Here is a 12992-nt window from a genome sequence, read left to right on the forward strand (position 1 = left end):
AGGAGTATCAATTAATACGACTGCCAAAGTCGCCCAAGTAGGCTCTGAATCCCTTTCGATTGCCAATTTTGAAACCTTTGTTGGTACAAATCGTGATGACACTTTTAAAGTTGATGAAAATACCATTCAAGTTGATGGTGGTGCAGGAAAAAAAGATATTTTAGACTTTGCTGGTAGTAAACAGGGAATTGTCATTAACGACTCAACCAGACCTAAAAATATTATTGCCAAAAATATCGAGGAATATATCGGTTCTGCCTACAAAGATCGGATAAAGGGTACTGCTGCTGATGAGATTTTCCGCGATGGTGCAGGCGATGATGTCATTTTTGGAGGGGGGGGAAATGACATTTTTTATAACGGACTAGGCAATGATGTTTATGCGTCAGGAGAAAGTGGAGATCAATTCATTTTTTCTGGTAATTTTGGCAAAGATGGCATTGCGGACACTAAAAAAGGTGTTGCTATCAAGATTGGGAACATTGACCTATCTACCGTTGAATGGTCAGGCATATCATTCTTTGGAGTAGGTAGATTTAAAAACGCTAGTAAGACACTGATGCTCGATACGGATGGGGTATCGGGTCTAATTACGGATTCATCTGGTAACGAATTATTACTCGGTAACGCCTTTGCCAATGGGGTTTTTAATATTCTTTAATATTGAGCAATTAGCCAGTTGTACGCAACCATCTTGTCCAAGATACTTGTCGGGTTGCCGACCGGGACAATAGCTCGATGCCAGGATTATTCTTTCCTACCCCTCAATCTCACAAGATTGGGGGGTTTGGTTTTATCTAAGCTATGCTCTGAATTAACACAAAAGGTTGCACGATTAGTGTATTAAAAAGGTTATCGGGATGGGAATTCCAATCGCTTAACTGCTCTTGTGTCGGTTTTTCCAGTAGTTTTTCCCCGATCCAATTCTGCACTTGAGCAACCTGATCACCGGCGATCGCTTCTGCCACTTCGATTAAATTGAGGGAATCGGAAACCAGAATCAGCGCATCCCTTTGAGCATGGGGGATCAAGTCACTCCACTCCACTTCGGCTAATTCCTCTAATAACTGCTCGTGAATATTACCCATACTGTCAATCCTTGCGAAAAAGCTCGCTCAATAACGAATTAGCTCCTCTTTCTAGCATACAGGCAAAGGGACAGCCGATTTCCCCATTTATAGTAATGTTAAGCTAAAATATAACGAACGTTCGATATTAAACTTATGCCTAAGATAGTAGATGTAGAACAATACCGAAAAGAACTCCTCTTAAAAAGTGCCGAACTCTTTGCCGAGAAAGGCTATGCTAACATGACGACGAGAGAATTAGCGCAAGGATTGGGAGTGTCCACGGGAACGCTGTACCACTACTTTCCCAGTAAAGCGGCACTTTTCGAGCAATTAGTCGAGGAGATGTGCCGGCAGGATGTTTTATTAGCTAAAGTCGAGATCGATCGAGGAAAAACCCTGATAGAAAAGCTAAAAATTCTCGGAAAATTTATGACTAATCGCGAGGATTACTGCATCAAACAATTATTCTTATGGATTGATTATTCTCAATACCAAGGACGAGAAGAACTCAGTCGTAGTCAACTTTTTGAGCGCGTTGATCGCCGCTATCATCAGGCAGTAATCGAGATTTTAGGTATTAGCGATCCGAGTGTAGCTTGGTTAGTTGTCAGCGTTATTAATGGACTGATATTAGAGCGCCTGTGGTGCAATGAACAGATTGCGATCGATGAACAAATGGAATTATTAGGTAAAATTCTTACTACTTATTTGCAGAAAAACTGTTAACCCCCAACAATCACTTATTAACTAAAAAATTATGAAAGGTAAAACTTTTGTGAAACCAAATCAAAAGTTAATGATCGGGTTAATAGTATTAGGCACAGGATTATTAGGAATAATCACCTTTTATAGTCTTTCCCAATTCGCCAGCAAACCCGAAACCAAAACCCCTGTAATTGCGTCACCCGTCCCGCAAAAAATCACCGCTTTAGGCAGAATTGAACCGAGGACAGAAATTATCAGCATATCTGCCCCGATGTTGCTTGATTCCGATCGAGTCAAGCAATTATTAGTCGATGAAGGAGATAGCATCAAAACGGGACAAATAATCGCCATTCTCGAAAGTCAGGAAAGATTAGAGGATAACCTGCGACAGGCACAAGAACAGGTGAAAGTAGCCGCAGGCAAACTAGAACAGGTGAAAGCTGGGGCAAAAGTCGGCGAAATCGATGCTAATGCCGCTAACGTGCGAAAAATCGAGGCACAATGGGTAGGGGATCAAGCAAACCAACGGACAACTATTCAAAGATTAACAGCGCAATTAGAAGGGGATATAGCCGCCCAAAAAGCGACAATTGGCAAATTAGAAGCAGAATATCGCAATGCCAAAGCTGAATTTGATCGCTACGAAAAACTCTATCAAGAAGGGGCAATTTCCGCCTCTAGTTTTGATAGTAAAAGACTAAATTTAGAAACCAGTAATCAACAACTAACAGAAGCAAAAGTTACCCTAGAGAGAATTGAAAGCACCGGTAAACAACAGATACAAGAAGCCAAGACTACCCTAGCCCGGATTGAATCCACTGGTCAACAGCAGATCAAAGAGGCCAAATCCACTTTAAATCAAGTCTCAGAAGTGCGGGGAGTCGATGTGCGGGCAGCCCAAGCGGAGGTAAATGCTGCCCTAGTTGCCGTTAAAAAAGCCCAAACCGAGTTAAATCAGGCTTATATTCGATCGCCAATTACCGGCAAAGTGATTAAAGTCAATACCCGTATCGGGGAACAAATTAGCGATCAAGGAATTGTTGACCTTGCTGAAACCGATCGCATGGAAGTAATTGCCGAAATCTATCAAAGCGATATCGGCAAAATTCGCGAGGGACAAACTGCCACGATTACCGGATCGGCGTTTAAGGGCGAAGTTAGCGGAAAAGTGCGCTTAATTGCTTTAAAAGTTGACCAACAAAATATCTTCAGCAATCAACCGGGAGAAAACTTCGATCGCAAAGTGATCTCTGTCCGCATTGCCTTAGATCGCGAAAACAGTGAAAAAGTGGCAGGTTTAACCAATTCCCAAGTAACTGTAACTATCAATGAGTAGGTTTTCCATGAAACTAAGCCATCTATTCAAAAAAACGCCCCTATCTTGGTTACAGGTGACGCGAGAGAAAACCCGTTTGATTGTAGCTATTGCCGGGATTGCTTTTGCCGACTTCCTAATTTTCACGCAGTTGGGGTTTCGGGATGCCTTATTTGATGCTTCCGTTAAACCCCATTATGTCCTCGATGCGGATTTAGTCCTGATTAATCCCCAATTCGATACCCTCTTTGCGGTGAAAAGTTTCTCACGCGATCGCTTGTATCAAGCTAAAAGAGTCGAGGGCATTCAATCTTTAGCCTCAGTTTATATTGCTTCTGCCCAGTGGCGCAATCCCGAAACTGCCCTAGAAAGAACTACTTTAGTCTTTGGTTTTGATCCCAGTCAACGGGTTTTTACCCTCCCGGAAGTTAATCAAAAATCCAGTGATCTGAAGATGTTAAATCGCGTCTTGTACGATCAAGCAGGAAGACCAGAATTCGGTCCAATTGCCGATTTACTCCAGAAAAACCCCGATTTGACAGTCCAGTTAAATAAAAAAGAGGTACAGGTAGCGGGAATTTTTACCCTTGGTGCCTCCTTTGCTGCCGATGGTAACGTCATTACCAGTGATTCTACCTTTTTAAGGCTCTTTCCCGAACGTCAACCCCACGAAATCGATATAGGACTGGTGAAACTGCAACCGGGGGCAAATATCGAAGCAGTTAAGGCCAATTTACAGGCACTTTTCCCTAAAAATGAAGTAATAGTCCTTACTTTAAAAGAATTTGCCGAAAGGGAAAAAACCTATTGGGCAAATGGTACAGCCATTGGTTTTATCTTTGGTTTAGGTACAGTAGTCGGTTTTATCGTCGGTATCGTCATTGTCTATCAGATTCTCTATTCCGATGTCACCGATCACTTACCCGAATACGCTACCCTAAAAGCTATGGGTTACGGTGATTGGTATTTAGTCGGGGTTTTGATGCAAGAGGCTTTATTACTAGCCGTTTTGGGGTATATACCGGGGTTTATCGTCTCTCTCGGTGTTTATAATCTCGCTTCCTCCGCTACACTTTTACCCATAGTGATGACTACCGCTAGGGCGATCGAAGTTTTAATCCTAACAGTTATCATGTGTATTGCCTCTGGAATTGTCGCTATGGGCAAATTAAGGACAGCAGATCCAGCCGATATTTTTTAAACTATCAAGGGTGAAATAATGCTGATTTTTCAAAAAGAGCGAGAATTAGAGGATTTTAGCCCTAATGAACCCGTAATTGCCATTAAAGGCTTAAATCACTATTTTGGCACGGGGGAATTAAAAAAACAGGTTTTATACGATATCGATCTGGAAATTAAAGCGGGGGAAGTAGTGATTATGACCGGTCCTTCGGGATCGGGGAAAACTACTTTATTGAGTTTACTGGGAGGTTTGCGATCGGCACAAGCGGGCAGTTTAAAAATTCTCGGACAAGAAATGTTAGGAATTAGTAAGGGCAAAATGCTGAAAATTCGCCGACAAATTGGCTATATTTTTCAAGCACATAATTTACTAAAATTCCTGACAGCGAAACAAAACGTGAGGATGTCTTTGGAACTGCACGAGGAGTTTTTAGAACAAGATCTCGATCAAAAAGCGGCGGCAATTCTAGAGTCAGTGGGTTTAGGCAACCGCGTTGATTACTATCCCCATGATCTATCGGGGGGACAAAAACAACGGGTTGCGATCGCTCGCGCCCTCGTCAGTCATCCCAAATTAGTCCTCGCTGATGAACCGACCGCGGCCTTAGATAAACAATCCGGGCGGGATGTGGTGGAAATCATGCAGAAATTGGCAAAAGAACAAGGTTGCACGATTTTACTTGTCACCCACGATAACCGGATTCTCGACATCGCCGATCGCATTGTCAATATGGAGGATGGTCGTTTAAGCGATTAACCGCCCAAAAATTACTTGCCAAAAATCGGCCTTTCATGTTAGACTAAAATAATGTCATCTTGGAGAGGTGGCAGAGTGGTCGAATGCGGCAGATTGCTAATCTGTTGTACGAATCGTAAGACCGTACCGAGGGTTCGAATCCCTCCCTCTCCGTATTTTTTGGGTAGGTTCGATGACTGCTCCCCAGGATTATTTCTGCTCCGTATATGGTCCGGTTGCCTCTTGGCGTTTCGGCAGTTCCCTGGGCATCGATCCGATCGGTTTAGTTTCCACCTGTTCCTTTAACTGTGCCTACTGTCAGTTAGGAGAAATTGAGCAAAAAACCGAGCAACGAAGAATTTTTATCACTAGCGAACAAATTAGCAGGGATTTAAGTGCCTTTGCCCCCTGGGACGTGGATATAGTCACTCTCAGTGGTAGCGGGGAACCCACCCTCGCCCTCAATTTAGGGGAAATAATGGCCACCGTCAAGGAAATAACCGAGCGGCCGGTGGCGGTCTTAACCAATAGTACCCTTTTGGGAGATGCCCGAGTGCGTCAAGACTTGAGCAAAGCTGATATCGTCGCCGCTAAAATCGATGCTGTTTCCGAGGCCCAATGGCGACGGGTTAACCGTCCGGTCCCTGGTCTGGATTGGCAGGAGCTTTGGTGGGGATTAAGACAATTTCGCCAAGAATGGTCGGGAAAACTAGCAATTCAAACCATGGTGCTGGCCTCTTGGTCGCCGCAAGATCAAGACCAGTATATCGATTTGATGCAACAGCTACAACCGGATGAAATTCAACTTAACACCCCGACCCGTCCCCGGGCCAGACAAAGACAATTAGAAACCCGCGGTAATAATCCCCTCAGCGCGGGCGACGGAATGCAAATTCTCAAACCCGTAAACGCTGAAATATTGGCAATTTGGGCGCAAAAAATCGCCACGGCCACGGGAATTACCGTACGCTGTGTGCCACTTACCGCCACAGGTCTCTAAGGCTTCGGCCGGGGTTTTTCTTCTTTGGGTTTGACATTAAAATAAGCCTCCATTACCTGACGTACCATAGGTGCGGCCACTTTACCACCACCACCACCGGAATGTTCCGCAAAGGCGACCACGACAATTTCGGGCTTGTCGAAGGGTGCGAAAGCTCCAAACCAAGCGTGGGACTGGCCCGGAGGCGCTTCTGCCGTGCCGCTTTTGCCCGCTACGGGCGGTAAAGCGGGGTCAGATAGGGCCCGCCCCGTTCCTTCCGCTACCACGGCTCTCAGGGACTTTCTCAGGGTGTCTAGGGTGCTAGGTTTCATGTTCAAAGATTTTCGCCATTCCTTAACATCGCGGGCATCCTGTAAAAGGTGCGGTTTCACCAAAAAACCGCCGTTAGCGGGGACAGCAAACATCACAGCTACCTGTAGGGGAGTCGCCAGGGTAAATCCTTGACCGATCGACATATTAATCGTATCCCCTACGGACCAATCCCAGTTTTTAAAATTACGCAGTTTCCAATCGCGATCGGCAATTAACCCCGGAGTTTCTTCCGCTAATTCTATCCCAGTTTTCTGACCGAAACCGTAGCGCCGAGCCATGGCAATTAAAGCCGGTCCCCCCACCCCGCGACCTATTTGACCGTGAAAAGTGTTACTACTCATGGCCATGGCCCGGACAAAACCGATCGGACCAAAACCGGCGTGATTCCATTCTCCAAAAGCTGTCCCCCCCACATAAAGGGCGGCAAAGGTATTTAAGACCGTATTGGGGGGAAATTTACCCGATTCCATGCCAGCAGTGGCAGTGACGACTTTAAAGGTGGAAGCGGGGGGGAATCCTTGCAGAGCGCGGTTAACAAACGGGTTGCCCTCCGCTTGTAGTTTTTTCCAAGTGGCGGTAGTAATTGGGGCCGAGAAAACATTGGGATCAAAACTAGGATAACTGACCATGGCCCGCACGGAACCATCCCGGGGATCGATCGCCACGATCGCACCTTTGCGTTTTCCTAAAGCGGCCTCGGCGGCTTTTTGGAGTTTTAAATCTAGTGTCAGGGTGACATCTTGCCCCGGTTTAGCAATTTTTTGGCCGAGAATTTGGATTACTTGTCCCGATCCGTTGACCTCTAACTGCATTCCCCCCCATTCTCCCCGCAATTTTGACTCGTAGGCGGCTTCTACACCCATTTTACCGACGACATCTCCCAATCGGTAGCCCTGGGATCTTTTGGCTTGATATTCCTCCGGGGTTAGTTCCCCGGTATAACCGAGAATATGCGCCCCGATTTTACCATTGGGGTAGTAGCGCACTGATTCCACGTCCACTTCAATGCCGGTTAATTCGTCTTTGTATTCCTCTAGGGCGATAATTTGGCCTGGAGTTAAACCCCTAGCGATGCGGATCAGGGTGGAGGGGTTTTCGTCCGCTTCGTTAATGCGTTTTTCTAGGTCGCTTTTGGGAATTGCTAAAATACTGGCTAAACGGTCAAGATTGAGTTTTTGAGCGGGATTACGCTGGGATTTGGGCCAAATATAGGCCGCATGGGTTAAGCGGGCCGTAGCCAAAACTTTGCCATTGCGATCAAATAAGTTGCCCCGGACCGGAGGTTTGGGAAGAATGCGAATCCGGTTATTTTCTGCCCTTTCTCGGTTAATTTGTCCTTGCTGCAGTTGTAAATAGGCCAAGCGCGAGCCGACTCCTCCTAGCAGGACAATGCTAATTAATCCCATAATTAGCCATGACTGACGCTGACGACCGACTAGACGCTCCTTATCTTTGATTTTATTCTGTAATTTATTCGGCGATGGCCGCGTCGGCGAGGTGAGCGGTTTTTTCGGTTTCAGTTTGACTTTGGTTTTTGATAGGAGTCCGCTATTACGCATTTGCTTAAAGTTATAAAATTTAAAAATTATTAGGGTAGTTATCAGTTATCAGTTATCAGTCATCAGTTATGAGATTTGAGTTTTAAGTAAGAAGTATTAAGTGAGTAGTTTTAAATAGCACTTTCCTGATGTCTTTTCACTGGTCACTGGTTACTGGTTACTGATCACTGGTTACTGGTTACTGGTTACTGTTCACTGGTTACTGAAAAGGACGCAATACTAGGTGATTTAGCTCCTCTCTTGACTAAAGTTAAGGGAGTCCGCAATATATCTTAACAAAATAGGTGTAAATGCTCGGATAAATTTTAACTTTTGTCAACTGGCCTTGATTTTTCAAAAATACTCAGTAAGAATCTGTCAGAGAGCTTTGATAGGAATTGTTAATAAGTAGGGAGGCACAATTATTTATAGGATGGGTTAGCGGTAGCGTAAACTATGCAGGCCTTGGGTTTCATGCTTCAACCGTTCGGCTCTCGGACGTTCGGCGAGCTCAGTCGAACGCTCAGTCGAACGCTGAGATCACGGCCGAAGCCTTTTGACTCTTGCATGAGTGCCTAAAACCCATAACTTTTGTACCTCAGCAGACTGAAAAACGCTATAATTGGTTCCGTGATACCGGCGATCGAGATTTCGGGAAAGGAAACTGGCGCAGACATATAGTTAAGAGTCTTTTGTCAAGTATTTCTTAACCTAATGTAAGCTTTTCACTGATAACTGAAAGTGCGGCGCTACTGTGCACCGCACTAATTCACAAAACGCTGTATATAGCGGTAAGCGCTTGAGTGAGATACAGACCAAGCTTTGCCTAGCATGGTTTATAGCTTGTGACACTGTACCTAATACGACTGCACACCGCTATATTAGACGTTCTCTAACTGCCAAAGTTGGTTATCTTGATCACTGGTTTTCTGGGAAAAGACGATGACATTAGCACCCTCATCTTGACTAGAAGCAGTCACATCTAAAACTTTATTGTTGGTTTTAGAAACAATGTGATAGTAACCCTGGCCATTGTCTATCATCTTCCAAAGTTGGGCATCTCCACCATGTTTAATAGTGGCGTAAACATTCTGCACATCTCCTGTGACAGCTCCCACCGTTAAAACTAAGCCACTTTGCTTATTGCGAATAAAACAATAACCTTTTTGAGCTTCTTCTAATAGCCAAACCTGACTATAATTAGTACTGGAAGTAGATTGAATAGCATTCGTTTCGAGGCTTGCACTACGATCAGCAATATTGAGGTTTTTGCCACTGTGCTTGACCTTCAGACGTTTTTGAGGGACAGAATCTTCATTTAAGGATTCTAGAAAACTCAGACTAGGGGTAAAGAAAAACTCACCCCCTTTCAAGGTGACCCAGTGGGAAAAATCAGCCGGAATTCGTTCTGTACTTCCCCAGTTTTTCGGCCAACTATAGCCTTCTGTAAACGGACCCCCTTGACCAATAACGGGATCTGTTCCAGTACCTTGTTCAATAAACCCTCCTGTATTAGCCCAACTCTGTTGCATAAAGGCAAACTGATTGGTAATATTGCTTTGGAAACATAAGAATAACAAACCCGAACCGGTTTCTTTTGCTTCGTGGCGGTCTTGTTCTCCGTAACTAACACCCCGACGTACAATACGGTGCATTTTTTCTTCTTCTAGAGGAACTTTCGCCGCAATTAAATCTCCTGTATCTCCCCGTGGGTTAGTCTTGCGAATATGGGAATGAAAGGGACATTTAGACCCTGTTGTGTCGTCACGATAATTAAAGTTATTGCTATCATCGTCCGTGGGGGACTTACTCAGAACTAGGGGAGTTCCATCTTGAAAACGTCCCATGGTATAAGCACCGGCCAACTCTGGATCATTTGTTAAGTTCAAGGCCGGAGCTAATTTGTTGACCACATCGTCGTTCCAACCGGGGACATTTTGCTCTAGTTTACGATAGACCAAATAGCTACCATAACTATCGGGGGTTTTACCAAAAGGATCTTTAAGTAGTACAAGACTTAAAGGAGCCCGAGGGTCCCATTGAGAAAAATCACTACCAGACTCTCGTTCTTTATCAATGTCTCGTTTAACAAATAAAGGTTCACTCACCCCATCTCGGAAACCAAAATGCTCGATCACTTTGCCGTCTTCATTACGCAGAACAAAGCCATTGTCTTGATGGACAATTTCGGCGATTTCTCTTAAGCTATTTTTCACTCTTCTGACAATGTGCAGCAAGGCTTGAAAATTATCATCAGCCATTAAGATCAAACAGTGGCAGTCTTTTTGTAAACCTGGGTCCCATTGTTCAACATCAGGATCAGTAAATCCGAACTGACTGTTGGGACCTTTCATTCCCTCAAGAAAAAAGTCTTCTGAGAAGGGCAATTTTTCCCCAATTAACCCCAAATAATCATCATAACCAAAAAACGTTAAAAAGACATTAGTAAATACACTTCCTTTAATGCCCTTTTCACGATAGTTTTCAGCCTCATAAGCTTGAGCCCAAGCTGAAGTAACATACTTACGGGTAAATTCCCCTAACCACTTCTTAACCTGATCCTGTTTCCCATCCTTGAATTTTAGGAACAGATGCACAGCGTTTTCCCGTCCATTGCCTTTGATGATATTACCTTGTAAGTCTTGCACAAGGGTTCGGTATTCTTCATTGTTTAGGGGATCAATTTCGACGATTTTGTTGAGATCAACCATGATTACATCCAGTTTGTTAATTTAACTTTGTTTGCTTGGCCAATTTTTTGGGGTTTACGGCCAAGGGGTGTTATTGGCAGAAAATTTACAGTGTCCTCCCCTTGGCCATGACAAGGTTTTAAGATGAGCTTGGCATCTATGCCCATCTGCTTAACTCAATTTGACGATCTTGCCTTCAGATGGTTTACCCTCTTGATTAACATAAAACAACATATAGTGACCAGGAGGAGAGAAATGCTTATCTGTGGGGACTGTAAAGCTAATTTTGCCATCCTCAGTATAGGTTTTCTCTAAAGTCACTAATCTCTGTCCATTATCAAAGGAGTGGGTGACAGAACCCGCCTTGATCAGTACCATTGAATCTTTAGTATTGGGACCTGAAGCATTACTGACAGAAATAGTGGTAGATTGTCCGTAACTAATCTCTTTAATATCGCTGTCAATAACCGGACGCTTGCTTGAACCAAATAGGTAAGGAGGATAATAAATACTGTGTTGATAAATCTCGGCAGTATTAGAGGTAAATCCTTTCGGGGTGACAAAGAAATCATCAAAGGTATCTAATTCTACCTTGCCACTATCGACAAAACGACCAGCCCGAGAATTATTCCCTCCCATCACTAAAATGCTGGCATCAGGGAGCAGCAAAGCGGTATTGTGATAGAGTCTGGGTTGAATATCCGGGTTCATCAACTTGGTGTTAAATTTTATTGGTTCTTTGGCAGCATTGGGAGTCAATAAAATAGGATGATGAGCGGGAAAATGTTCGGCGTAGTTACCACCATTAACCACTAATACTTGTTTTGTGGGAAGAATCACCGCTAGTTCCATAGCCCGTTTGCCAAAGCGACCCAAATTAGAGGATTGTTTGACATACTCATATTTGGGATTGTTATAGTCACTAGAACTATTTTGCAGAATATCTTCATCAATGCGGGCTAAAAAGTCCTCATCAATCTTCCATTCCCCTTTTCCTTTGGTACCAGGTTCAGGCGCGCTCCAACGCTCAACACTGGAGGGAATACTTGCCCCACGAATAGCATATTTACCCGGTCCAAAACTGATATCATTGGTGCCAATAATACCTCCATAAAGTAACACATCTCCTTTATCGGAAGTGGGATCAAGAGACGCAGTTCCATAAACCTTAGAAGTGGCTTTACGCTCCGGACCTGGTTCAAACTTAATGGAATATTTTCCATTGGTATCTTTGTTAAATTCAACAAAGTAACTCTTGGTACTTTTATGAACCGTTAGAGGCGTTTTTCCTCCCCCATCTCCTGTGATCAAAAAACGACCATCTTTTGTGGGGAAAATGCGCGGATAAAGATCGATTAAATCCCGTGCGGCTGTTTTGTCATTCATCTTTGTCGTGAAGGGACTATTAGGCAGTTCGGACACATCAATATGCTGCCACTCGTTAGGAGTTCCCTTGGCGTTAGGATCGTAAATCTCTACAAAGGGACTGATTTTATTAAACACTTCGGCCGCTAAACCAGAAAAAGCCGCAATCGCTCCATCTGCTAAGGGTACAAGAGTAGGATACCAGTGACCATCCTTCAGTAAATGGGGATTTGCCCAAGTTTTCGTGTCTGAATGAAAAATATTCGCTTGTTTAGACCCCTGAAATTTTGATCCGGGGTAATAAAGGCGACTACCCCCAATAAACAAAACATCCCCATTAGGCAGTTGTAAATGACCAGAACAGAAGATATCGTTAGCTTCTCCCTCCCATTTCGCTATAGGAGAAGAAATGCGGGAAAAAGGTGATTCTTTGCCAAATTTTCCGTTCAGAGGATTGGCCAATTCTGGGTCAAAAAGACTGGTGTTATCAACAACTTGGCTGTTGCTAGTATCCACCCCATCTTCAAGCTTATAAACGGCATTTTCAAAGATTATTTCGCCCTTATAGGGATCGACTCCATCAGCAGGGTTGCGATCAGGTAGCTTCTCAAATCGGTTACGGTTACTACTCCCGTTGACGATTAGAACTTTTCCGTCAGGGAGTAGAGTAGCATGAACTGCTTGCATCCGATCTGATTCTTTAGGCATGGGTAATAATAACCATGCCCCCATTTCTTCGGGACAGCCTTCATAGGCCAATAATTGTCCTGGAACTGATGAAAAGTTCAGAACCTTGGAATTCAAAGTATCCCCAAGGGCCTTACGCAGATCTTTCTCGAACGGACTCAGGGTTCGATTGTCAGGACAAACGCTAGGATCGGCTATGGGTGCAGCTAAAACTTCTGAGTCTGCTCCGATACAAAACGTGGCCATGAACGCAATCACGAAGGTTAGGAACAGGGCTAATAGTCTTTTTTTCGACGTTTCTGAGGAAATCATGGGTAATTTTTGCCTTTCCTGATTATTTTTTAAATGAAGCATCGGGGTTGATTGTCACCTCGACCTCCATCGGATTCCCC

Annotated in this window: 10 protein-coding genes and 1 tRNA gene; 7 read left to right on the top strand and 4 right to left on the bottom strand. The window is 44.1% G+C overall.

The window, feature by feature from the left end; all coding sequences use genetic code 11:
* A partial coding sequence (locus tag IM475_RS14485) for a calcium-binding protein (protein ID WP_502865703.1) occupies window positions 1-661 on the top strand: 661 nt, incomplete at its 5' end.
* 136 nt (window positions 662-797) lie between these two features.
* Here the strand turns inward: IM475_RS14485 and IM475_RS14490 are convergent.
* Window positions 798-1088 (bottom strand): DUF2288 domain-containing protein, encoded by a 291-nt coding sequence (locus IM475_RS14490; protein ID WP_002775585.1) that lies wholly within the window; start codon window positions 1086-1088, stop codon window positions 798-800.
* Between the two features lie 135 nt (window positions 1089-1223).
* On the opposite strand from IM475_RS14490, the gene IM475_RS14495 reads away from it, so the two are divergent.
* From IM475_RS14495 to IM475_RS14520, 6 genes are all read left to right on the top strand, one after another.
* The gene (locus tag IM475_RS14495; protein WP_287728018.1) at window positions 1224-1796 is read left to right on the top strand and encodes a TetR/AcrR family transcriptional regulator; all 573 of its coding nucleotides are present in this window, start codon (window positions 1224-1226) and stop codon (window positions 1794-1796) included.
* 31 nt (window positions 1797-1827) lie between these two features.
* Window positions 1828-3111, top strand: a complete 1284-nt coding sequence (locus tag IM475_RS14500) for an ABC exporter membrane fusion protein (RefSeq protein ID WP_287728019.1) — start codon at window positions 1828-1830, stop codon at window positions 3109-3111.
* Between the two features lie 7 nt (window positions 3112-3118).
* Window positions 3119-4291, top strand: coding sequence for an ABC transporter permease DevC (devC, locus tag IM475_RS14505; protein ID WP_287728020.1), 1173 nt, complete (start codon window positions 3119-3121; stop codon window positions 4289-4291).
* Between the two features lie 18 nt (window positions 4292-4309).
* Window positions 4310-5029, top strand: coding sequence for a DevA family ABC transporter ATP-binding protein (locus IM475_RS14510; RefSeq protein ID WP_287728021.1), 720 nt, complete (start codon window positions 4310-4312; stop codon window positions 5027-5029).
* A gap of 61 nt (window positions 5030-5090) precedes the next feature.
* A tRNA-Ser gene (locus IM475_RS14515) sits at window positions 5091-5182 on the top strand.
* Window positions 5183-5201: 19 nt separating this feature from the next.
* Window positions 5202-6008: a radical SAM protein gene (locus IM475_RS14520; RefSeq protein WP_287728022.1), complete on the top strand. Its 807-nt coding sequence runs from the start codon at window positions 5202-5204 to the stop codon at window positions 6006-6008.
* Here IM475_RS14520 and mrdA read toward each other — a convergent pair.
* From mrdA to IM475_RS14535, 3 genes are all read right to left on the bottom strand, one after another.
* Window positions 6005-7879: a penicillin-binding protein 2 gene (gene mrdA / locus IM475_RS14525; RefSeq protein ID WP_287728023.1), complete on the bottom strand. Its 1875-nt coding sequence runs from the start codon at window positions 7877-7879 to the stop codon at window positions 6005-6007. The two genes, IM475_RS14520 and mrdA, sit on opposite strands and share 4 nt — an antisense overlap.
* Window positions 7880-8739: 860 nt before the next feature.
* The gene (locus tag IM475_RS14530; RefSeq protein ID WP_287728025.1) at window positions 8740-10569 is read right to left on the bottom strand and encodes a Dyp-type peroxidase; all 1830 of its coding nucleotides are present in this window, start codon (window positions 10567-10569) and stop codon (window positions 8740-8742) included.
* Between the two features lie 150 nt (window positions 10570-10719).
* Window positions 10720-12954, bottom strand: a complete 2235-nt coding sequence (locus tag IM475_RS14535; protein ID WP_287728026.1) for a galactose oxidase early set domain-containing protein — start codon at window positions 12952-12954, stop codon at window positions 10720-10722.
* Between the last annotated feature and the right edge of the window lie 38 nt (window positions 12955-12992).

It is taken from the genome of Microcystis sp. M061S2 (assembly GCF_020245605.1).
GTDB lineage: Bacteria > Cyanobacteriota > Cyanobacteriia > Cyanobacteriales > Microcystaceae > Microcystis.